Source organism: Shewanella aestuarii, from assembly GCF_011765625.1.
Taxonomy (GTDB): Bacteria; Pseudomonadota; Gammaproteobacteria; order Enterobacterales; family Shewanellaceae; genus Shewanella; species Shewanella aestuarii_A.
Genome location: NZ_CP050313.1, coordinates 1473191 through 1498340 on the forward strand (window position 1 = coordinate 1473191; position 25150 = coordinate 1498340).

General features: G+C 40.1%; 14 protein-coding genes. 5 read left to right on the forward strand and 9 right to left on the reverse strand.

Features of this window, described 5'->3' with window-relative positions; genetic code table 11:
- Nucleotides 1–8: 8 nt before the first annotated feature.
- Both tamB and HBH39_RS06715 read right to left on the reverse strand, forming a co-directional pair.
- The gene (tamB, locus tag HBH39_RS06710; protein WP_167676745.1) at nt 9–3917 is read right to left on the reverse strand and encodes an autotransporter assembly complex protein TamB; all 3909 of its coding nucleotides are present in this window, start codon (nt 3915–3917) and stop codon (nt 9–11) included.
- Nucleotides 3917–5767 (reverse strand): autotransporter assembly complex protein TamA, encoded by a 1851-nt coding sequence (locus tag HBH39_RS06715; RefSeq protein ID WP_208764190.1) that lies wholly within the window; start codon nt 5765–5767, stop codon nt 3917–3919. Before HBH39_RS06715 ends, tamB begins: the two co-directional genes overlap by 1 nt.
- A 118-nt stretch (nt 5768–5885) precedes the next feature.
- Here HBH39_RS06715 and HBH39_RS06720 point away from each other — a divergent pair, with 118 nt between their 5' ends.
- The 3 genes from HBH39_RS06720 to hrpA all read left to right on the forward strand — a co-directional run bounded on the left by HBH39_RS06720 (nt 5886) and on the right by hrpA (nt 11544).
- Nucleotides 5886–6926: an isoaspartyl peptidase/L-asparaginase family protein gene (locus HBH39_RS06720; RefSeq protein WP_432280150.1), complete on the forward strand. Its 1041-nt coding sequence runs from the start codon at nt 5886–5888 to the stop codon at nt 6924–6926.
- 199 nt (nt 6927–7125) lie between these two features.
- Nucleotides 7126–7542: a CBS domain-containing protein gene (locus HBH39_RS06725; RefSeq protein WP_167676749.1), complete on the forward strand. Its 417-nt coding sequence runs from the start codon at nt 7126–7128 to the stop codon at nt 7540–7542.
- 117 nt (nt 7543–7659) lie between these two features.
- Complete coding sequence (gene hrpA, locus HBH39_RS06730) at nt 7660–11544, forward strand: ATP-dependent RNA helicase HrpA (RefSeq protein ID WP_167676751.1); 3885 nt, start codon at nt 7660–7662, stop codon at nt 11542–11544.
- A gap of 111 nt (nt 11545–11655) precedes the next feature.
- On the opposite strand, the gene HBH39_RS06735 is transcribed toward hrpA, so the two are convergent.
- The 4 genes from HBH39_RS06735 to ackA all read right to left on the reverse strand — a co-directional run bounded on the left by HBH39_RS06735 (nt 11656) and on the right by ackA (nt 16689).
- Nucleotides 11656–11880 (reverse strand): hypothetical protein, encoded by a 225-nt coding sequence (locus HBH39_RS06735; protein ID WP_167676753.1) that lies wholly within the window; start codon nt 11878–11880, stop codon nt 11656–11658.
- Between the two features lie 658 nt (nt 11881–12538).
- Nucleotides 12539–12973 carry a hypothetical protein gene (locus HBH39_RS06740; RefSeq protein ID WP_167679997.1) on the reverse strand — a complete coding sequence of 145 codons (435 nt, stop codon included), beginning with the start codon at nt 12971–12973 and terminating at the stop codon, nt 12539–12541.
- Nucleotides 12974–13316: 343 nt separating this feature from the next.
- Nucleotides 13317–15464, reverse strand: a complete 2148-nt coding sequence (pta, locus tag HBH39_RS06745; RefSeq protein WP_167676755.1) for a phosphate acetyltransferase — start codon at nt 15462–15464, stop codon at nt 13317–13319.
- 22 nt (nt 15465–15486) lie between these two features.
- Complete coding sequence (ackA, locus tag HBH39_RS06750) at nt 15487–16689, reverse strand: acetate kinase (RefSeq protein ID WP_167676757.1); 1203 nt, start codon at nt 16687–16689, stop codon at nt 15487–15489.
- Between the two features lie 171 nt (nt 16690–16860).
- On the opposite strand from ackA, the gene yfbV reads away from it, so the two are divergent.
- Nucleotides 16861–17304 (forward strand): terminus macrodomain insulation protein YfbV, encoded by a 444-nt coding sequence (gene yfbV, locus HBH39_RS06755; RefSeq protein ID WP_167676759.1) that lies wholly within the window; start codon nt 16861–16863, stop codon nt 17302–17304.
- A 33-nt stretch (nt 17305–17337) separates the two neighbouring features.
- Here yfbV and pflA read toward each other — a convergent pair whose 3' ends face one another.
- From pflA to HBH39_RS06770, 3 genes are all read right to left on the reverse strand, one after another.
- Complete coding sequence (gene pflA / locus HBH39_RS06760; RefSeq protein ID WP_167676761.1) at nt 17338–18075, reverse strand: pyruvate formate lyase 1-activating protein; 738 nt, start codon at nt 18073–18075, stop codon at nt 17338–17340.
- Nucleotides 18076–18172: 97 nt separating this feature from the next.
- Nucleotides 18173–20455, reverse strand: a complete 2283-nt coding sequence (gene pflB / locus HBH39_RS06765; protein WP_167676763.1) for a formate C-acetyltransferase — start codon at nt 20453–20455, stop codon at nt 18173–18175.
- Nucleotides 20456–21009: 554 nt separating this feature from the next.
- Complete coding sequence (locus HBH39_RS06770) at nt 21010–22542, reverse strand: DUF3360 family protein (RefSeq protein WP_167676765.1); 1533 nt, start codon at nt 22540–22542, stop codon at nt 21010–21012.
- Between the two features lie 1084 nt (nt 22543–23626).
- On the opposite strand from HBH39_RS06770, the gene focA reads away from it, so the two are divergent.
- Nucleotides 23627–25063 carry a formate transporter FocA gene (gene focA, locus HBH39_RS06775; RefSeq protein ID WP_244325781.1) on the forward strand — a complete coding sequence of 479 codons (1437 nt, stop codon included), beginning with the start codon at nt 23627–23629 and terminating at the stop codon, nt 25061–25063.
- The last annotated feature ends 87 nt before the right edge of the window (nt 25064–25150 follow it).

Consider the following 25150-nt stretch of genomic DNA (forward strand, 5'->3'; position numbering starts at 1 on the left):
AAATCCTGTTAATCAAAATCGTAGCTGTAATAAATATCTAATGACTGGCTTAATGTGCCTGATACGCTTTCAAGGTATAACTGCGAGAAAATATAGTATCTTACGGTCATTTCATAACCTGGGTTAAATACCCCAATACCGTATTTAACCATTAAGCTGTCACCAATAAAGCCACTCACTGCAACGCGTCCATCGTCATTGGCATCTAGCTGTACATTCGAGAAGCCAAAGGTTTCAATCACGTTTTTGGCTGTTGAGCCTATATTATTGATGGCGCCACCATCAACTTGGGACCCTAAGCTTAATGCTGCCCCCATCATTAAGGAGTTGTTTTGCTGATCGCTGGTATTGTTAAACCCTTTACCGGTTAAAATATAAGATAGTGCTTCAGCTTGCTCTTTGGCGGGGTTTGAAAAAATGGTCACTGATGGGCGCATTGGTGTGCCTGTTACCCTTACGCCAGCAGTCATATCTTCATCTTTGATTTCTTTCACGGCTTCAATATTTAAGTTGGGCACTTCTAATGGGCCGACAAACTGCACTTCGCCTGCATTAATTTTTAACGTTTGACCCATAAACTTGTAACTACCGCTTGCCACTTTTATATCACCAAATAACAGTGGCGGTTTAAACGCTTGTTGTTGCAAACGTAAGTTACCAATTAACTTACCTGTTAAGCCCATTCCATCAATAGTGAGCTCATTGCCGACATCAATATTGACGTCAGCAATAATGGCAAATGGGCTCGCTTTTTGTTCAAGCTCTGAAATTGAGTCATTAAAAATAACGTCATCAGATAAGGCAACACCACCATCTGCCAATTGCATAATTTTGATTTGTCCAGATGGAATGGCAACATGTCCTTGAACTGCAAATTGGGTTGAATCGAATGATAAGTTTACATCCGGTGATATATTTACAATGGCTATAGGTGGCTGAATAACGGAGAGGTTGTCTCCTTTGATATTTAAATCTGCGGAAACCTGGCCATTTGGCCAATAAATATTTCCGTCAACGCTGGCTTGGCCTTCTCCCATTTGCCAGTTGCCATTAACTTGAGCTTGTTGGCCATTTAGAACTAACCCAAGGTTAATTTTGTCGACTAAAGTGGGGTTGCTGGATAATTCTAGTGCTCCCTCATTTAATTTAATGGTACCACTTAACTCGGGTGATGAAAGTGTGCCAGCAAGCGCTATGTTGCTTGATAGATTTCCAGCAAAGGTAGCCAGTCTTGGAAAGAAGTTGCCAAAAGGTTCAAGGTTTAATGTTGCTATATTAATAAACCCATCAAGACTTCTATCTGGGGTAACATTGATATTTATTTCAGATAGTAAACTTGCAATACCCTCAGAATCGGCAGTTATTTTCGTACGGAGTTGGTTTTCACCTAATGTTGAAGTAAGCAATAATTGTTGGTAATCAATGCTGACAGTATTGTTTTTATTTCTAATAAGTTCAATGTTACCTGGCAACAGAGAAAAATTAAGCTGTGCTGTTGGTTTGGTTTTGGGTTGCCAATTAATTTGGCTTGTGAATACGGCTTCACCGTCCCAATTAATATTTTTAGAGAGTATAGGAGCAAAAAGTTGTCCAGGATTACCACTGAAATTAATATTTGCTTGGCCCTGATCACCTAAATTAACAGTATCAGTTAAACAAAATTTATTATGTGGATGACTAATGCAAAAGGCATCAATTTGTCCAGTTTGTTTGATGTTATCCCATGCGAAGGTGATAGGGGCATCTAAGTGCCATTGACCTAGCGCATTATTGAAGTTTAATCGACTCCATTGTGCCGCAAGAGTTTGTTTTATTATATCGGTTGTGCTTGTTAACAAGCTATTCAGTTCAGTATCACCCGATGTGTTGATTGAGGTCACTTGTTCAGTGTCATCCCCAGTACTCGCAATAGTTAGAGTATCGAGAGTATAATTTTTCCAAAATAAATTGTCTGTTGTTAAGTCAATGGAATATAGGTGGTTTTGGTACGGTTGATATTGAGCTTTTAGCATTAAGCCATCAAACTTTGCCCCTGAGTAACTACTCTTTTGCATATTGGCCTGCACAGAGACAATCGGATTGTCACTGGTTCCATTGACATCGATTCGAGCATGAATATTACCCCTTGCGCCGACTAACCATTGGCTTAAATCTGGCACATCAAGCTGTGCATCGATATCCCAAATCTTATCTGCAGTACCATTTATATAAAGCTCTGCGCCTAACGCGGTGACTCTGAAATTATTGGCGTTGACGGCAAGATTTTGATCAAAGGTTGCTTGACCTTCTAGACTAAGTGGAAACCCATTCATTCTCCCTGTGAGGGCGGCATCACTTATCCCTATTGTCCATTTCTGGTCTGTGTAAAAGCCTTGGCTGGTAAAATGTCCATTCACTTTGCTGCGCATATTAGCTTGCTGATTAAGCGCTTTGATATTTTGTATGCGAATATTGTTCGTATTTACAGTAGCTTGCCATTCTAAACCATTGTTAAAGTTCAGTTTGCCAACGACGTCAAGGTCGCCTGCTTCAGACTGAATCGTTAATTGAGAGAAATCAAGCGCATTTGATTGCTGGTTAAATATAGAGGCAACAGTTAACGTTGGATGATAAGGGCTGGTAAAACGACCCAAAAGATTGACTTGTTGGTGATTAAATGTGCCTTTTGCCATTAAGTTGTTAATGTCGGCAATATATTCTGCTTGGTTTAATGGCCATTGTAATTTGCTGTTAATTAGCGTTGCCTCAAACGGTATGTTTGATTGGGTTAGATCGATGACACCTTGTAAATTAATTTGCGTGTCGCCTTCTAGTTTGGCAGTAATGCCTAATTGGCTAAAGTCATCTGTTAATTCAAGCGCGAGTTGCTGATTGTAAAATCCTGTTAATTCGTCAATATGTTTAATATTGGCTGCGGCTTTAATGTTCAGTGGATAATTATCAACTAAACTGAGGTCGCCAATGAGCTCAACGTCACCATAAGTATGATTCACATTTAATTGACTCAGACTAATATGGTAACCAATGTAAGTACCCGCTAAGTCAATGTGTTCAAATAAATCCTGACGTTGGCCTATTTGCAATAAACTTTTTTTGGCGACAAGCTGTTTAACAAACAAAGGGAAAGGCATGTACACATCAGGCAAGTCAGCCATCGCCCATTGATTATCTTTATCGTTTTTAGCAGGCGTTTTTTCATCTAATGGCAAAATGACTTCGAGATCTGTACTGGTTAAGTATTCTACTTTTAAACCGGAATCACCCCAAAAAGCGCTACCGTTTAACGTGCTAGCATTATAGTGCATATCGTTAACTGTCACTTTAACCTGAGCTAATGCAGCTTTATCAAGGTTAATACTTATCGGAAGCTTTAGTTCGTTATCTTGTGGGTTTGCACTTTCATCAACATCAACATCATGGGTATCTTCTGTTTTTGCGCCTAGCAAAGCTGTTTGTATATCAACCTTAACGGCACTGGCTTGCAGGGTGTCAACACAGAGTTGTTTATGTACTAGGCAGCTGGGGTTCCATTTTAGCGATAAATCATTCAGCTCAACTTCAATGCCATTTATTGACCAATAAGCGTAATCCAATTTTAGATTATGATTGATTGTGCCCGATTGATAATCAAGTTGCAGATTTGGCACCAATTGACTCACAAGGGTTATAGCGATTTTACTACCAAAAGGCGTGCCAATGCCGACGGCTAACAACACCAATACAATGAGTGGGATGTAGACTAGCATTCGGGTATAAAACTTCACTGTGCGCCATAATTGTTTTAATAGGCCAATGTGTAGTTTTTCAGTGGTGAGCTTTTTATCAATATTGCTATTTGGCTGATGTTCAGTCGCATGCGTATTTGATGGCAAATCTGTTTGGTGTTCAACGTTTGACTGTTGGTTAGGTGTTGTCATTATAAATCTGTCCCCATTGTTAAATGGAAACGAAATGAGCGATCGACCGTTTCGGTTTCTTTTAAGCCAAAACCTAAATCAAGTCTGATGGGGCCGATGGGTGATATCCAATGAACTCCACCACCAACAGATATTATGGGCTCAAATTGATCAGTATCAAATGCATTACCTGCATCTACGAAGGTGCCTAAGCGCCAAGTCGGGGTTAAGTAATATTGATATTCTAAGCTGCCGACAACTAAGTAGCGACCACCTATAACTTCACGAGACAATCCTCCTTCATTGTTGATGTAGTCTGTATAAGGTCCCAATTCTTGATAGCTGTAACCCCTTACTGATTGATCTCCGCCAGCAAAATAGCGCAAAGAGGGCGCAATATTTGGAATATTTTCTGCTGCAGCAAGGTTAGCCCCCATGTCTAGCCTGGCAACAAAACGATGTTTATCAAAAAATGTATCTATCCATTTAAGTTTTGCTTGTAAACGAGTCAAGCGGATTTCTGAACCTAGAAATGGGTCGGCATACTCAATGCTGTAGGTTTGCCTTATGCCTGATTTAGGATCAAGGCTATTATCACCACGCTGGGTTTTACTTACGCCAAAGCCTAACAATATAAAGCTGGGCGAATAGTTGGTATTTTCTTGATAATAGGTTTCTCTCATTGCTTCAAGGGAGTAGCCCATTAACCAGTTGCTAGCGGTACGGAACTGGCGAATAACCCCTAATTGGTATTTTTCTGACTCGAGTTGACCGGTGTTTTTAAATTTACGGTCATCGACAGAGTAGTCTTGGGTTAAGCCATATTTATCTCTTAATATACCAACCCGTAATTTGAGTTGGTCATCTAATGGATGCGAGAGTGGAATAGTATAAGTGGTTAACAGTTTAGGTCTGTCTGGCGACCACTCTGCAGTGCTTTCTTGTTTATGGCCAAAGCGATTGACTTGTGGTGTGCGCCAAGTAATACGAAGTTTGGGGTCGATACTGTTATCTGCACTGCCATTACCAATATCAATCCCCGCACCAACCTCAATTGAATGATTGGGTCTTGGACTGAGCTCGACTTTGATTGGCACGGCACCATTGTTAATGTTTTCTGTTTCAGGTAGAACCTTAATGTTACTGAAATAGCCAGTATCAAGTAAGTTTCGATTTAAAGAGCTTAATTGATTGGTGGCATAAGGTGTATTTGTTTCAAAAGGGATTAACTCTTCAACAATATTGCTATTAAGTGTATGCCCGGTGAAATTTACTTCACCGAAATGGTATCTTTTACCTGAACTAAAATGCAGATTAATTTGTGCACTATTATTATCACGATTAATTTTTATTTCTGATCGCGTGAATTGCCCGTCAAAATAGCCGCGAGCCAGTGCTAAGGTGACGAGTTGCGATTTAATATTTTCGTATTTACCGTGATGTAGCACATCACCAGGTTTTATCGTGAGTCCATCCAACCAACGTCTAAATGCTTCGTCTTCAAGCATGTCGCCATCAAAGTTTATATCGATCCATTGAAGGGTAACGGGTTCTCCCGCATCGACATTGATATTAAGTTGCCAAGGGCCTTTGTCTTTTTCAATGACATTTAGCTCAATTTTTGAATGATAGTAACCAATAGATTCAAGGGCTTCAGTAGTATAATCTTCAACAGTAAATAGAAACGCACGGCGTTGTACATCATTTGCTGGAGGGGTACCTATATGCGCACGAATATTGTCTTCAACCGAGCTTTTTACCCCAGTAATTTTTATTGTCAGCCAATCATCGGCCGCGACAACCGTTTTGCAACATAATACTGTTATCGCTATCAAAATAAAAAGATTGATTTTTAAGTAATTAGTTAACAAATTGGTCAAACTTATGGGTTAGAAAACTTATGTATATATTGTCGCTACAAAGCGCTAAAGTCGCAAGTTAACCTCGAACAGAATCAGCATAAATGGAGCAATAATAATGAAAAAAAATATATCAACTCAAATATCTAAGCATTTGCTGAGCATACCTTTGCTTTTAGGAATGAGTTTTGCGATTAATGCCAATGACACACCAAGCTATGCTATCGCGATTCATGGTGGTGCGGGTACGATTAATGAGGCTGATTTGAGTGAAGTGCAGCAGCAAGCTTATCGGGATAAATTAAATCAAGCAATCAATGCTGGACATGTGATTTTAGCTAAGGGAGGCGATAGCCTTGATGCGGTACAGGCGGCTATTAATGTGTTAGAAAATAGCCCATTGTTCAATGCGGGTGTTGGTGCAGTCTATAACTTTGATGGTAAGCATGAATTAGACGCCTCTATTATGGATGGTAAAACCATGGCCGCTGGTGCGATTGCTGGCGTCACGCACATTCAAAACCCGATTAACCTTGCAAGATTGGTGATGGATAAATCACCTCATGTCATGTTATACGGCCAAGGCGCAGAAGAGTTTGCTATTGATCAAGGCCTTAATCTTGTACCCAATAATCATTTTGATACACCTCATCGTTATGATCAGTTATTAGATGCTAAAAAGAAAATTTTAGCATCTGAAGCCAAAAATTATGATTATCAAGCCTCGGTAAATCAATTAGATGCTAATTATAAATTTGGCACAGTGGGAGCCGTAGCATTAGATAAAAATGGCAATTTAGCAGCGGGTACATCAACGGGAGGCATGACAGCTAAACGCTTTGGGCGTATTGGTGATTCACCTGTCATTGGTGCCGGTAATTATGCTGAAAACGGTGCTTGCGCTGTATCTGCAACAGGCCATGGCGAATACTTTATACGTTATAACGTCGCGGCTGATATTTGCGCTAGGGTGAAATACCAACAACACTCTATTATTCAGGCTGCGGATGATGTGATCAATAAAAGACTACTTGATGCTGGTGGAACAGGTGGCGTTATCGCTATTGATGCGAAAGGAAATATTGCCACGCCATTTAATACTAAAGGGATGTACCGAGCGACAAAAGTGGGTGATGAAAAAACCAATATTATGATTTGGCGTGACAAGTAGCGATAGTCAACAAACAGGTTAATCTATTTACTCGATGTGATTAATCGTATTAATTTTACAACTAGTTAATTTATTTAGACTAAACTGAATATAGTTCTGAACTTGCCTTAATTAAAGAAAAGCCTGCTTTCGTTATAGAACCGTAAGATTAGTTGTTTACTAAACCGAGTTGATGCATGTTAAATTTTTTGGGGGTAATATGGATTCGATAAAAATAAAAGATTATATGGATAGACGACCTGTTTTATTAAAAGCCAATATGTCGTTAGCAGTTGCAGTTGAACATTTGCTAACTAGCAGTCGACCTGGAGCACCTGTTATTGGTGAAACAGGTCAGCTTGTCGGCTTTTTATCGCAACAAGATTGTTTGTCTGTGATGCTGAAAAGTAGTTATCACTGTGATTTAACCAGTACGGTAAGTGATTGTATGCGTACAGATGTGTTAAGTGTGGGCCCTGAAGACAGTATGCTGCATTTAGCGGAGCAAATGACGGGAGCTAAACCGAAAATTTATCCTGTGGTGGCTGATGGAAAAGTGATTGGCGTGATAACCCGTCAGGATGTCCTTAAAGCGATGAACACTTATATGCAACAATGTTACCTTAAGCCTGCATAGCGCTTAGCCATTTAAAAACACATATTGTTTGGTGCTACCCCATACCAATATGTTGGCTTCCTTGCTAGGATCGCACTTTCATTACTTTTTTACTGAAAGATTAGCAAGGAAACCGCGTTGAATACGGATCAAAGTCCACTTAAGCCTCTGTCAAAAGCCTTTTTAGAGCGTTGTGTCCAAAGCGACGCTGCATTTATTCGCCGTCGTTTGTTCCGCTTGAATAAGCAACCTCACTCAGAAGCCAAAACGCAGGCCATTATTGAGTTAGAGAAGCGTGCTATCGCCTCAGTCGAAAAGGTTAATCAACGTCTGCAATCACGTCCTATTATTCAATATGCTGAAGAACTGCCCATTTCACAAAAACGTGATGAAATTGCCAGCGCGATTGCCAATAATCAAGTGGTAATTGTTGCGGGTGAAACCGGTTCAGGTAAAACCACTCAATTACCAAAAATATGTCTTGATTTAGGTTTAGGATCTCGTGGGATTATTGGACATACCCAACCGCGTCGATTAGCCGCTCGAAGTGTGGCAACCCGAATTGCAGATGAGTTAAATAGCCCGTTAGGTGAAGTGGTAGGCTTTAAAGTACGTTTTGCGGATGCCATCAGTGAAAATAACTACATTAAGCTAATGACCGACGGTATTTTATTGGCTGAGCTCACATCTGATAAATACTTAAATCAATATGACGCCATAATTATCGATGAAGCGCACGAGCGCAGTCTTAATATCGATTTTATCTTAGGCTATTTAAAACAAATCTTAAAAAAACGCCCAGAGCTTAAAATTATAATTACATCGGCAACCATAGATGTTGAACGTTTTTCAAAGCATTTTAATAATGCTCCTGTCATTGAAGTATCAGGGCGTACTTACCCTGTTGAAACCCGCTATCGTCCTTTAGTACAAGACAACGATGCTGATTTAGATGTCAGTGATGGTATTTTTGCCGCAGTGGATGAGTTAATCGCTGAAGGACCCGGCGATATTCTTATTTTTATGAATGGTGAACGAGAAATTCGTGATACCACAGAGATGCTTAGAAAGCAGAATTATCGAGATACCGAAGTCCTGCCGTTATATGCTCGTTTATCTTATGGTGAGCAGTCAAAAGTCTTTAAAAGTCACATTGGACGGCGAATTGTATTAGCCACTAATGTTGCTGAAACCTCATTAACCGTACCGGGTATTCGTTATGTTATTGACCCTGGCACTGCACGTATCAGCCGCTATAGTTATCGCACCAAAGTACAACGATTACCAATAGAGCCAATTTCACAAGCCAGTGCTAATCAAAGACAAGGGCGCTGTGGTCGTGTTGGCCCAGGGATTTGTATTCGTTTATACGATGAAACCGACTTCATTCAACGTCCAGAGTTTACTGATCCTGAAATTTTACGCACTAACTTGGCATCCGTTATTTTGCAGATGCTGTCCATTGGACTAGGGGATATTGGTGGTTTTCCATTTATTCAACCGCCAGAACAAAAACATATTCGTGATGGTTTTTTACTGTTAGAAGAGTTACAAGCTGTTAAAAAACAAAAGGGCGATTTAGTGCTAACCCCATTAGGACGTCAGTTATCACGCATTCCGCTCGATCCTCGTTTGTCTCGTATGGTGTTTGAAGCTAACCACAATGGCTGCTTACATGAGGCGTTAGTCATCACCGCAGGTTTATCAATTCAGGACCCTCGAGAGCGCCCCATTGATAAAAAACAAGCTGCAGATGAATGCCATAATCGATTTGCTGATAAAGATTCTGACTTCAGTAGTTGGATAAAACTGTGGGATCACCTTAAAGATCAAAAACGTGAATTGTCAGCTAGCCAATTTAGAAAACAATGCCGAGATGAGTACCTTGCCTACTTGCGCGTTCGTGAATGGCAGGATTTATATGCTCAATTAAAACAAGCCGTTCATGAGTTAAAATGGCGCTTAAATGACTCGCCAGCGGACTATGATAATTTACATAAATCATTGCTTTCAGGGCTGTTAAGCCATATTGGCTTTAAAGATGCTAATAATGAGTATTTAGGTGCCCGAAATCGTAAGTTTTTTGTCTTCCCAGGTTCCCCATTGGCTAAAAAAGGGCCAAAGTGGATTATGGCTGCAGAGTTAACAGAAACCTCCCGCTTGTTTGCCCGTTGTTGCGCTAAAATTCAACCAGAATGGCTTGAGGATTTAGCTGCACATTTAGTCAAAAAAAATCAAGTCGAGCCGCATTTTGAAGCCAAAGCTGGCAGTGTGATTGCATTTGAAAATCAGGTGTTATATGGCTTAACCATAGTTAATCGACGTCGCGTACAGTACGGGCCAATTAACCCAATAGAAGCCCGTGAAATCTTTATTCGAAGCGGTTTAGCCCAAGGGGAGTTGCAAACTAAAGAAGCTTTTTTTGTTAATAACCAGCGTTTATTGAACGATATTGAAAACTTAGAACATAAATCACGTCGCCGCGATATTTTGGTCGATGAAGATGTGCTGGTGGATTTTTACGAACCAAGAGTACCTGACGGAATTTATAACGCGCCATTATTTTTTAAATGGTGGAAAAAAACACGTCAAAAACAGCCTGATTTACTGGATTTTAATGTCGATTTATTAATGCAGCGGAGTGTTGATCACATTTCAGCATTGGATTTCCCTGAAGTATGGCATAAAGGCAATTTAGCGTTAAAAGTGAGTTATCATTTTGAACCTGCCGATATTGACGATGGCGTTTCGGTACATGTTCCAGTGGCTTTGCTAAATCAAATTGACGATGAAGATTTTGATTGGCTCGTTGCAGGTCTGCGCGAAGAAAAAATTATTGCCTTGATCAAATCATTACCCAAAGCATTAAGGCGTAATTTTGTACCTGCACCTGATTATGCCAAAGCTTGTGTACAGGCGATGACACCCTTCGAACTGCCGTTAATTGATAGTTTATGCAAACAACTGCTTCGCATGAGCGGTACACGTTTAAGCGCCGAGGATTTTGATTTTAGCCAACTGCCAGCTCATTTATTAATTAACTTTAAAGTAGAAGATGATAATGGCCGCTTAATAGCCCAAGGCCGGCAAATTGAACCATTAAAAGAACAACTACAAGGTGTGGTGGCTAAAGCAATCCGTCAAGTTGCGGATAAAGGTATCGAGCAAGAAAAATTAACCACATGGTCATTTGGTGATTTACCTAGTCAATACCAGCAACGAAAAGGCAATTATGAAGTCAAAGCCTTTCCGGCGTTAATTGATAATAAAACGGATGTCGCTATCAAGTTATTTGATGATGAGCATGAAGCGGCAAAACAGCATAGATTAGGCCTTAGGCGTTTACTGTTAATCAATATTCCATCGCCAGTAAAACACCTACAACAATCACTGCCCAACAAAGCCAAACTGGCCATGTATTTTAACCCTTTTGGTCAAGTGCAATTACTGATTGATGACATTATTCAAGCTGCAGTACAGCAACTATTGGATGAAAAAAATCTCGATATTCGTAATCAAGCTCAGTTTGAACAAGCTAAAGATTGGGTACGACAAGAGTTAAACTCGACCACTGAACAGCTATCGCTAAAAGTTGAAAAAATTCTCACAGTTTATCAGCGAGTTAAAAAGCGTTTGAAAGGAAAGATTAGTTTAGATATTGCCTTTGCTATGAGCGATATACAAAATCATTTAGATAAATTGGTTTATAAAGGTTTTGTACAAGAGTGTGGGTGGAACCGTTTAACCGATGTTGCGCGTTATATCAGCGCAATTGAAAATCGATTAGATAAATTGCCGGTGGATCCAAACCGCGATCGAATCCATATGCAAAGTATTACCAAGCTAGAAGGTTTGTTAGCTGCTCAACTTGCCAAGGTTCCAAAATTACAACCAGTGCCTGAGGCGTTGATAGAAGCTAGATGGATGTTGGAAGAGTATCGTGTATCTTGTTTTGCTCAGGTTTTAGGTACTGCATATCCTATTTCAGAAAAACGGATTTTAAACCATATCAATCAAGTCTAGTGTTTGGGCTCGAACGTTAAGAGTAATATCTATTTTTTTACGCTATTTTAGGCTTCGATATAACCTCAACTCATTTGTTATACCATTTGAGTTGAGGGTTGATGGAGGAGGCTAAAGGGTTAAACGTTCTGAAAATTGGCTCTGACCATAGTTTTCGATGATTTTTCCGATACTATTTTGATCGATGTGATTAAGCGCAGAAATTTCTTCCATTAATTTGTTTTGTACATCAATTGGCATATGCATATTTTCCATAAACATATGCATCGCTATACGATCTCCTTGATCAAATAGATCCGCTAATTTACTTGCTTCATATTCTATAAGTGTATTCATTTTATTTCCCCATAATGACTAAACGGGGGCTTTAATCAGTTTTTGCCAGCATCTTATAGGCAAAAAAATTAAAGTCACTCTCTATTAAATCTAGCAGAGCATGACTTTTGGGTTATAACAATTTGAGTTAAATGTTGACTGTTGAGGTGGTTTTGGTTATTAAAATTGATCTCACCTGTGTAAGTCTTTCAGTTTTTTGTTAGTAAAACACTGTTTTTTGAGTTTTGTGGGTACATTTTTGAAAGTTTTTTGTAATTTTATGGTTTTTACTGTGGAGTTTAGTCTTTATTCATTGATATACTCGCTGGCAGAAGAACATGACTGGTACTCTTCTCTGCCATTAGGAATATGTTACCGGCAACCATAGCCAACAAAATAAAACATACCTGATACCTACAAACGACCTGAAAAAAATGATTGGAGTGATTATGGAAGTTCATGAATACGAAAATGCTTACTATCAAGTAAAAGATGACGTGTTAGAGTCTTTGCCTTCTGAAGAAGAGTAAGACAATTGAACGAGGAATAACAGTCTTTAGCATAAGATTGAGTGCTCCAAGCGACATTGCAAGCAACCCATAAAAATAGCAGCTTAGGCTGCTATTTTTATGGGATTCGATCCATGGATGATCGGTATCCAGTTTGAAGTCATTGCGAATTAACCATTTATTTTGCCTTTTTCAGGTAACACTTCGACAATAATCCACTTCTTTCCCTGTTTTTTTAGTCGCAAAGTGCGATCATCTATCCAATATTTACCGCCTTTTAAGCCTTCCATTTTTACAATTACGGTAACTTCATCAGTAAATTTACGAAAAAAATCGATATCAATTTCATCAATACTGACTTTGACATCTGTCATTGATAAGCCTAAAACATGACGCTGTACCGATGCAGCTATATGATAATGCTCTAATATTTCTCGCATTTCAGGGGTCACGTAAGGAAGTGCTTTACTCACATCTCGGTCTGTGTAAATGGCTTTAAAAAAACTTAATGTGACACTTTCGGGTGATTGAGGTGGCTCACCTTTTTCAATAACTTTTTCACAGCCAAATAAAGCTAGCATACTTATTAACAATAAAACTCTAATCATAATTACCAATATACTGTCTAGAAAATACACCTTTAGTATCCAGAATTAAATTAATGCTGGCAAGGCGGGATATAAAATTGCTATGTTGATCGATATAGAATTATTCGATTATGTCCCGATTTTTGCTAACAATCTTGTTAGTCAAACTGCTTCATCCTCAATGTTATCCACAGAATCTGTGGACAAGTATGTTAACGAAATAGAATATGATACATAACATTATGTTTTATATCGTTATTTATTCTTGGTTAAAAATTGCCTTCTAGGTTTTTTTCTTTTAATAATAAAAAAGCACTGTCAATGACAGTGCTTTTAAATCAGTAAACTAGATTAATCTAATTTATTTATCCGCGTTTTGAGCTGCTTGAATTGCGGTTAATGCAATCGTGTAAACAATATCGTCGACTAACGCACCACGTGACAAGTCATTAACAGGCTTACGCATACCTTGAAGCATTGGGCCAATACTGATCAAGTCTGCACTTCGTTGTACTGCTTTGTAGGTTGTATTACCGGTATTCAAATCTGGGAATACAAATACAGTCGCTTTACCCGCGACAGGGCTATTAGGCGCTTTAGATTGTGCCACATTTGGCATCACCGCCGCATCGTACTGTAACGGACCGTCTATGATTAAGTCTGGACGCTTTTCTTTGGCAATACGTGTAGCTTCGCGTACTTTATCCACATCAGATCCTGTTCCCGAATTACCGGTTGAGTAACTGATCATGGCTACGCGAGGCTCGATACCAAATGCAGCAGCAGATTCGGCTGATTGAATAGCGATATCAGCTAACTGCTCAGGATTTGGATCTGGGTTAATTGCACAGTCGCCATAGACAAGCACTTGATCAGGCATCAACATGAAGAAGATTGAAGATACAAGACTTGAACCAGGTGCCGTTTTAATTAATTGTAAAGGTGGACGAATCGTATTTGCGGTTGTGTTAACTGCACCAGATACAATACCATCAACTTCATCACCCGCTAACATCATAGTGCCAAGCACCATGTTGTCTTCAAGCTGCTCTTTAGCAACAACTTCAGTTAAACCTTTATGTCGACGAAGGTCTAGCATTGGTTCTACGTATCTGTCGCGAGCGGTTTCTGGATCGATGATCTCAACCCCTTCGCCTAACACCACGTCTTGCTGTGAGGCAATACGTAAAATTTCTTCTTTGTTACCTAATAACACACAACGTGCAATTCCTCGCTCAGCACAAATGGCTGCCGCTTTAATTGTCCGAGGCTCTTCGCCTTCAGGTAATACAATTTTCTTGCGCGCGGCACGAGCAAGCTCTGTTAACTTGTAACGGAAAGCTGGAGGCGATAAACGGTGTTCACGAGGAGAACCTTGTGTCACGCTTTCAATCCAGTTTTGGTCAATGTGGCTGGCAACAAATTCTTGAACGCGTTCAATACGGACAGCATCGTCTACTGGTACTTCATGATCAAAACGTTGGATATTAAGCGATGTTTGCCAAGTGTTGCTTTCAATTAAGAATACAGGTAATCCGGTTTCAAAAGCTTGTTCGCAAAGCTTCATGATTTCTGGCTCTGGCTCATAGCCACCGGTAAGCAACAATGCACCAACTTTAACACCGTTCATCGCTGCCAAACAGGCTGCTACGATAACATCCGAACGATCACCAGATGTCACTAACAGTGAGTTAGTTTTGATGTGGTTTACCATGTTTGAAATTGAACGAGCACAGAAAGTCACCCGACGCATACGACGAGTGTGCATTTCTCCGGCATTAATGATTTTTGCGTTTAAATGCTTAGCTAAATCTGATGCGCGTGGTGAAATTAGCTCTAAATTATATGGCACACTACCTAAAATGCGTAGCGGGCTCTTACCTGGCAGTTGGAACATGCCGGATGTGTCAGTCGCATGGCTTTCTGTGTGATCAAATACTTCAGATAAATCAGGACGAGCACGGCCTTCATCATCAGTTGGTGCACCAATTTTGTTGATAATGGCACCAATTAAGCGTTTGTTTTTATTACCACCCCATGAGTTATAAGCGATCTCTAGACGGTTCATTAAACCGTTTGGTGAATCATTACCTGGGGTTGCTATGAAGATCACATCAGCATCAAGTGCTTTAGCTATTTCATAGTTAATATCATCAGCAAACGGATGACTGCGTGTTGGCACTAAACCTTCGATAACGATAGTTTCAGTGTTAGAAGCACACTCCGCAGCGCGAGCAATGATTTGCTCCATTAACACATCAGTTTGCTCTGAACGGATCAAGGCTTCAGCATGGTCCATTGAAAATGGTTCAAGCGGATTTACCGTTGGCGACTTGCTTAAAATCGTCGTAGAGCGTTCAGGGCCTTTATCGCCTGAGCGGATTTGGGCGATAGGTTTGAAAAACTGCACTTTGACGCCTTTGCGTTCCAGAGCACGTACCATACCTAAACTTAGCGATGTTAAACCCACACCAATACCAATTGGGATGAGCATGATATTTCGAGACATATAAAACCTCTACAATCAGTAATTATTTGGCTGAGATTAACTTAACCGCGTCTTCTGCAATAACCCACTCTTCATTGGTTGGGATAACCATTGCAACAGGGGTATTGTCTGCGGTGATAATCCCATCCTTACCAAAGCGAGCTGCTTTATTTTTAGTATCATCAACTTGGAAGTTAAAGATAGTCAGTAATTCTAAAACCTTAGCACGGATAAGATCAGAGTTCTCACCAATACCACCGGTAAAGACAACAGCATCTAAACGGCCTAATGGCACAGTGTAAGACGCGATGTATTTCGCTAGACGGTAGCAGAAAATCTCAAGCGCTAACGTGGCGCCTTTGTGGCCATCGCCAAAACCTTCTTCAATACCACGACAGTCATTGGTTAATTCTGAAATACCTAAAAGACCACTTTGCTTGTTTAGTAAGTTGTTGACTTCAGCTAAGGTATAACCTAGTTGGTCAACAAGATGGAAAATGATTGATGGGTCTAAATCACCACAACGTGTTCCCATGACTAAGCCTTCTAATGGGGTTAAGCCCATAGAGGTGTCAACACTTTTTCCGCCTTTAATTGCAGTGACAGAGGCACCGTTACCTAAATGCGCAACAATAACATTAGTGTCAGCAACTGGCTTGTTTAATACTTTAGCAGCTTCACGACTTACAAATAGGTGGCTAGTACCGTGCATGCCATAACGACGAATACCATGTTCACGATATAGCTTGTATGGTAGGGCATACACATAGGCTTTTTCAGGCATGGTTTGGTGGAAAGCCGTATCAAATACTGCTACTTGTGGTAAAGATGGGAATGAAGCCATTGCCGCACGAATACCAATTAAGTGAGCAGGGTTATGTAAAGGTGCAAGTGATGCACAGTCTTCAATACCTTGAATTACTTCGGGAGTAATGATCACTGAACGAGTAAATTTTTCACCGCCATGAACAATACGATGTCCAACGGCTTTGATTTGTGCAGCTAATTCAGGTTGTGCAGCAAGAATGGTGTGAACGATATATTCAACGGCTTCACGGTGATGGGTAAATGCGCCTAATTTAGCTTCATTCTTGTTACCTTGAACTTTCCATTTAATCCGTGAGTCTTCTAGACCAAAGCATTCAGCTAGGCCAGAAATATATTCGTCACCCGATGTTGCATCAATCACTGCAAATTTAAGTGAAGAACTGCCACAATTTAAAACCAATACTAAATTTTCAGACATAATTAAACCTTGTAAGTTTAAGAGAAATATTCTTTTCAATACGGTATTCGTAATCGAATGTGATCTCCGTATTTGAACCCTTTCAGCCGATTATCTTTTGGCTGCATGTTTGGGACATAGCTGGCAATATGCTATTGTGTAAGACATGTCCCATGTTGTTTAGGTATATCTTTGGTGCTACCCGTTATAAAACTGCTTCGCGATGGTCGAAAATACATGACCACTTGGCCCATGGTGCGCCAGTTGGGGTATTATTTTCCTGAATACCGCGTGGTTAAAGCGACTCAAATTGCCTTTTTGGCTATGCCGGTTGTGGCAGTCTGTGTCGCATTAAGCCAAATTTATGTTTTTGGCTGGAGCCATTTACCGCAAACTTTAGCTATGACCCTGTTTATCATCAGCTTACCTGTTCAAGGATTATTATGGCTAGGTTGGCGAGCTCGCCATCCCTTACCGTTAGCCTTATTTGACTGGAGTAACCAGTTAAGTCGTAAGTTGAATCAAATGGGCGTGAGTTGTCAGCCCCTAGGCGCCAAAGCATGTTATTTAGATTTGGCAGCACTATTAAAAGTAGCCTTTGAACGACTAGATCACCAATATTGGGAAGAGCTTTAACCTAGTTCCTCCCATTTAAAGTCCACTATGTATTTAGAAAGTCGCTTTGATCCCGCGTTCAGTAAATACATTTTGTATTGCTAACATGGTTTCTTTACTGGGTGGCGATATATTGGCAAGGGGCGAGATTTCACCATACGCTTGCCATTTGTGTTCACCTAGTTGATGGTAGGGTAACAATTCGACTTTTTCGACGTTACTCATAGGCTTGATAAATTCAGCTAATTTAATTGCTGAGGCAACATCATCAGTAAACCCATTAACTACCACGTAACGAATCCAAGTTTTTTGACCTCGCTTAGCCAAATACTCAGCAAATTGCAGAGTGCGCTGGTTACTCACTTTAGTCAGGTTGATATGGGTAGGGTCATCCATTTGTTTGATATCTAATAGCACTAAGTCAGTGTTATCGAGTAACTCATCAATAACCGGTTCATATTTTCTGACAAAACCATTGGTATCTAAGCAAGTATGGATGCCTTCTTTTTTACAAGCACTAAATAGTTCAGCAACGAACTCCGCTTGTAAAATTGCTTCACCACCACTGGCTGTCACACCTCCACCGCTTGATTCTAGAAAAGGGCGATAAGTTTTAATCTGTGACATCAACTCATCAACAACCATCTCTTTGCCATCATCTAAATCCCAAGTGTCACGGTTATGGCAGTATTGGCATCGCATTAAACAGCCTTGCATAAAGACAATATAGCGAATACCAGGGCCATCAACAGTGCCGAATGATTCAATCGAGTGGATGCGTCCGATAGTCATTTAATACCCTTTAAAATTAGGTGAAATGAAGCATTGATAAAAGTTTAGCAATAAAAAAGCTGTATCGAATATTCGATACAGCTAATTTTAGCAAACTTTACAGACCTTTGGTGAAGGTTCTGGTAATAACGTCTTGTTGCTGCTCAGGTGTTAAAGCGTTGAAGCGTACAGCATAACCAGAAACGCGAATGGTTAATTGTGGATACTTGTCAGGATTAACCACAGCATCTTCAAGCATTTCACGGTTCATCACGTTAACGTTTAAGTGTTGACCGCCTTCTTGGTGAACGCTATGCATGAAGTAACCATCCATCAATGCAGCTAGATTACTACGACGAGCATGCTCTTCTTTACCAAGTGCATTTGGCACGATAGAGAAAGTATAAGAAATACCGTCTTGTGCGTGAGCAAATGGCAATTTACCTACAGATGTTAATGAGGCAACTGCACCATTTTCATCACGTCCGTGCATTGGGTTTGCACCTGGAGCAAATGGAGCACCAGAGCGACGACCATCAGGTGTGTTACCGGTTTTCTTACCGTAAACAACGTTTGAGGTAATGGTTAAGATTGACTGAGTTGGAATCGCGTTGCGATACATTTTTTTATTGCGAATTTTCGCCATAAAACGCTCAACTAAATCGCAAGCGATGTCATCAACACGTGAGTCATTGTTACCAAATTTAGGGTAGTCACCTTCGATTTCGAAATCAACGGCAATACCGTTTTCATCACGAACTGGTTTAACTTTCGCAAATTTAATTGCAGATAAAGAGTCAGCCGCAATTGATAAACCAGCAATACCACACGCCATAGTACGACGTACGTCTCGGTCATGTAATGCCATTAATGATGCTTCGTATGAATACTTGTCATGCATGTAATGGATGCTGTTAAGTGCTGTCACATATTGAGTCGCTAACCATTCCATTTGTGAATCTAAACGAGCCATCACATCATCAAAATCAAGTACTTCTGATGTAATTGGATCTGTTTTAGGTGCAATCTGAGTTTTCAGTTTTTCGTCAACACCGCCGTTAATTGCGTATAGCATTGTTTTAGCTAGGTTAGCGCGAGCACCGAAGAACTGCATGTGCTTACCAACAATCATTGGGCTTACACAACAAGCAATTGCATAATCATCGTTGTTGAAATCAGGACGCATAAGGTCATCATTTTCATACTGAATAGAGCTAGTATCGATTGATACTTTTGCACAGTAGTTTTTGAAGCCTTGAGGTAACTGAGTTGACCAAAGAACAGTGATGTTTGGCTCAGGGCTTGGGCCCATGTTGTATAAAGTGTGTAAGAAACGGAAGCTTGATTTAGTTACAAGTGTACGTCCGTCAACACCCATACCAGCGATTGACTCAGTTGCCCAAATTGGGTCACCAGAGAATAACTCATCGTATTCTGGAGTACGTAAGAAACGAACCATACGTAGTTTCATAACGAAATGGTCAACCATTTCTTGTGCTTGAGTTTCAGTGATTACACCGTTTTTAATGTCGCGTTCAATAAAGATGTCTAGGAAGGTAGAAGTACGGCCTAAAGACATTGCTGCGCCATTTTGACTTTTCACTGCGGCTAAATAACCAAAGTAAGTCCATTGAATGGCTTCTTTAGCTGATGTAGCAGGACCAGAAATATCAAAACCATATTTAGCTGCCATCGCCTTGATTTGGCCTAAAGCGCGGTATTGCTCAGAAATTTCTTCACGTAATTGGATAACGTCGTTGAGGTTTTCACCGGCTTCCATTTGCGCTTGAAGAGAATTGAACTGGGCTTTTTTGTCTTGCATTAGGTAATCGATACCATAAAGTGCAACACGACGATAATCACCAATGATACGACCACGGCCATACGCATCTGGTAAACCCGTTAATACGCCTGATTTGCGGCAAGCCATGATTTCTGGTGAGTAAACGTCAAACACACCTTGGTTGTGTGTTTTGCGAAGTTCAGAGTAAATGTATTCAACATCAGCATCTAACTCACGACCGTATGCTTTACATGAGCCTTCAACCATACGAATGCCGCCGTTTGGCAACATCGCACGTTTAAGCGGTGCATCTGTTTGCAAGCCAACAATTGTTTCTAGGTCTTTGTTGATATAACCAGCATCATGAGAAGTAATAGTGGATACCATTTTGGTATCGAAATCGATTGGAGCGTGAGTTGTGTTTTCTTGCTTGATACCTTCCATCACTTTATCCCATAGAGATAAAGTAGCATCAGTTGCGCCCGCTAAGAAAGACTCATCACCTTCATATGGTGTGTAGTTAGTTTGGATAAAATCACGAACGTTGACTTCAGTTTTCCAGTCACCGGCAACAAAACCATTCCATGCATTTGCAAACTGTTCAGTTTTTTCAGTCATAATACTAATACCTTCTATTTGAGATATGGGTTATTGGGTATTAGTAAAGTTGAAAACAACTTTGGAAATACACCAATAGCTATTCTGTCAAAGCTCCCCTCAACGCATTGTCCTAGTGACGGGAACTGATTTATCGATTCGCGTGTGCGTGTCGATGGAAATTCGTTTCAGATGTCATGTAATAAAATATAGACGATTAATCTAAATATACAGTGCGACTAACTCATGATATTATTGGTAAGACCAATTTACCGTAGTAATATATCACAACAAACTGGTTATCGCATCAAAATCAACCATTCAAATACAAAAAGTGTTACCCAGATAGCATTTTTAGTGCTTTTAAAATTTGCTTAAAGTGTTGCAGTCGGTTATTTAGTGAAACTTGATTCAATTTTTAGATAATGACTTATAGCAATACGATGACTGTGTTTTTTTGCTCAACTTTTTTTGTAGGCAATAATTGAAAATTGTCTAGATTGAACGTGAAAAGGGGGGCAAAAAATAAGAGAGCCGAAGCTCTCTTATTAAAGAGGAATAAACCATTTAGTAGCTTAGAGCAGGGCTGGGATCCCTTGGATCATGCCCACGGCTAACATAGCAGCTAAACAGATAACAAACGCTAGACCAGGAATAATCAGACGGTCTGCCACGCTTAATGTTTTTGCGCGTTCTTTGTCGCCAATAAGGCCATTGTTATCTAAAAACATGGTTAATGCCCAGGCTAACACTGGGTTAGCCACAAATGATGCAAAAATACAGATACCAGCAGCTTGGCTGTTTTGAGTATCTTTAACCATTTGCATACCCGCTTCTAATAAAGGTAAAAATACCCCTACTAATAGCGCAATAGACATAACCGGTTGCCAAACTGTGACATCCATTGGGTAGCCAATTACGGCAACAATGATACACAATAATCCAAGTAAAATGGCACCAGCTGGAATTGGGCGTTTAGCAATAGCAGCAGGGATCATGTAAGTTCCCCAAGACGAAGTGATGTTACCACCACCTACTGCAGTACCGACAATTTGACGAAGTGAACATGTGGTCATGGTATCGTCAACATCCATTAGCACTTTTTCAGAACCTTTAGGGTAGTTCAACTCTTGGAAGATACGGTGACCTAAGAAGTCAGGAGACCACATTGCCACGGCAAGAATCGCGAAAGGCAATGAAGCAATAAAATGTTCAAGATTGGGTAAACCTAACTGCCAACCTTGTTCTGTTGAACCCCACCAATAAACTGGATTCAAGTTCGGAATACCTGGTTCGGTGACAAACTGTAAATCCAAACCTGCACCAAGCGCAAATGCCAATACAATCGCTGAAATTGAACAAAGCGGAATGGCTAACCAGCGCTTACCTACTTTGGCAAGATAGGCATATAAAATAACATTAGCTAACAGAATAAAGAAAGCCACATAGCCTAAGCTATAATCAAGCTGATGCTTAGTTTGCAGCTCACCAGCCCAAGTGAATAGCGAAGTGATTTGGCTTTTTGCGCCCATAAAGCCTAAGAACACAAGTAGGCCTCCGGCTACCCCGCTGGACGTGAGGTTTACCAACCTTGACCCTCCTTTAACGTAACTCAGGAGTAAGCCAAATAGACCAAGTAAAATAGCTAAGGCGAGAGGGTGAGCACCGGCTAAAGCGATGGCACCAATTAATGGGATCATCGGGCCGTGGTTACCGGCTAAATTGGCTCGAGGATTAATAAATCCTGAGCTGATAATACAGAAAAGTAAAGCAGGGATGAGCATTTCTACTCGAACAACTTGAATGGCAAATTCAGCGCCTAGGTTAACATGTTCCCAACGCTCAGTTAGGCCAGCGGCCCATGCAGCCATTACCGCTGAATACATGACGGTAATCCCGATGGTTCCAGCTATGGCGGGTACTAAATCTTCCCATTCAAACCGAAAATCTCTACCTGGTAGGTTTAGGCCCCAACGTTTAGGTTTCATGATTTTTAATTCATGATCGAGATATTCTTCACGAGTATTGAACTCTGACGCAGGGCGGTGGAGTTCTTTATATGTCAGCTCTGAGGCTTCCATATCATTGTTTTTAGTGGTTTCTGACATAATTTCTCATTCTCCGAGAAGAACTTAATTGCTCAAATATTTGATAATGGCTTCAACTGAATTTGTTAAGTTAATCAAATTATGTGCCATGAAATAACGTCATCAAAATTCGAAAAACCTGTCCGATACACCATGATGAAAATGTCATTTTGAGGTATCTAGTAAAGCCCTTTTTTCTAACTAAAACCTTGTCAATATTGGTAAGACCAATTTACCTCATAAATATTAACATAACAAAACTGGTCTGACATTAAGTATCAATAATCTTGAAACTACTGATTTAATGATTTGCGACTTAGTTAACAGTTTGTAGTTATGTGTTTTAGTTGTTCCTACATTAGGCATATAAATTGCGTTTTGCAAATCGGCCTCATAGCACTGTGATAAGTTATCGAGTCGCCTTGTTAGCGCTTTTTAGACGTTATGCTCAATTTGCCTAATTGGTAGTTTGTTGTAGTTCTCAATTTGCCTGATTTTGTTGCTTAGACCACGTTTCTTTGCTTGATAGGTGATGCGAATAAATACGAACAACTTATTGTTGTGGCTTGTTTATTTTCTTACTGTTGAATCGCTTTGGGTCATCACGGTGACTTATAGCTTAGGCAAAAATCAATTTCTTGCCGTCCATTTCATCATCCTTATCTTTGGCTGTGACTGGCTTTCAGTCTTAGTCGTTTTTTATGTCTGCCTACTTTAATTTTATAGTCAATTAAAACATTACCTTAGCTGTAAATTCTCTGCGTAGCATTTCTATAACACTATTTTTGTTTATCAATATTATTGATGCTTTGATTCAATATTATCAAATTTTATTTTGGTGAGGTTGAGGTTAATTTAGTGGCAATCAAAAGTTAGCAATTCAGCCTATAGGTATTGGAGAACAAGATGTTATTAAGCAGTATTGATTCATTTTTTAGTCATAAGGAGTCTAGCGATGAACTCCATATTGTCTAATCCAAGGGTTAAGGGACAACAAAATACCGCTTCTGAATTAGGTACCGAATATGAATCTATAGCCAACAAGCAAATACCTAATGAAGCACAATTGAGTAAGGCTCAAATTACTACTGTACCAACAATATCCATGTACCAACAGGCTGAGAAGTATGGTGTAGCAAAAGTTAATAAATCAACTTGGCAGTCTTTGGGCTTAGCGACCTTTGCCGGCGCATTTATCGCACTAGCCTTTGTGTTTTATATCACTGTTACGACTGGGGCAACTGGCTCTTGGGGGCTAGTAAGATTTGTTGGTGGATTGGCTTTCAGCTTGGGATTAACACTGGTTGTTGTTTGTGGTGGTGAGTTATTTACTAGCACTGTGTTAAGTACGATTGCCTGGGCGCAAAAGTTAGTTAGCACAAAAAAGCTAATGCAATGCTGGGGACGAGTTTATCTAGGTAACTTACTGGGTGCCTTGCTGATGCTGGTGCTTATTATGTCTGCCCGCTTGTATGAGCTCGATGGTGGCGCTTGGGGGGCTAATGCTCTCAATATTGCTTTACACAAACTACACCATAGTTGGGGGCAGGCTTTTGCATTAGGCGTGCTATGTAACATGCTGGTTTGCTTGGGTATTTGGATGACATTTTCCAGCAAAGACATACTGACAAAGTCTGTGTTGATCATGCTGCCTGTTGCTATGTTTGTTAGCAGTGGCTTTGAGCATAGTATTGCTAATTTATTTATGGTGCCACTGGGCATTTTAATTAGTCATTTTGCGTCTGTAGAATTTTTTGAATTGGCAGGTTTGAGTACTTCCCAATTAGCAGACTTAACCCTAAGCCGCTTTATTTTCAATAATCTTATCCCTGTCACACTAGGCAATATAGTCGGTGGTGGCATTGTTGTTGGGCTTGGCTATTGGGCTATTGAGAGTAAATCAAATAGCAATAGCAAGCTACATATCACAACACCCGTATTGGCAGAGTGTCTGTCGCCCCTAGCTGACCCCATCAATTTTAAACACACCATTTTATCTAACGATATTCAATCATCTGAAGTACCATTTGGAGAAACCACCATGCCTAAAACAATCAAGAAACTAACTGTTAATCAAGTTATGGATATGAGCCCTTTTTCTTTATCTCCCGAGTTATCTGTTTATGAAGGTCTTAAGCGTTTATCAGACGCAGGTGAGCGCGGTGCGCCAGTCTTGAACAGCCAACAGCAGTTGTTAGGATTTATATCGCAACAAGATTTACTTCGTAGTCTGTGGTCAGAGGAATATATGCGTGGAATTTCATATAAAGTCGCTGATTTAATGCAAAAGCAAGTGCTAACTGTTGCGCCTAATGATTCAATTGCAGATTTAATTGAGCTGATGGTGGTGGATAGAAATAAATTGTTCCCAGTTAGCGATATGGGCGTGTTAACCGGAAATTCTTTTGTGAGCTATGAAGAGCGATTACGCCATGCATATGCCAATAAACCAAGTAGTTTTCCAGTGTTAGAAGAAGGGAAGTTGGTAGGGGTGATTACCCGCGAAGACATTGCAGCAAAAGTTTCTGCTGTTTATGCTTAATTAATTTGTTCATCGCTAGGAATGGGGCATAGCCCCATTTTCCTATTATAATAGTGATAATGAATAACCCTCATAAAGCCATTTATT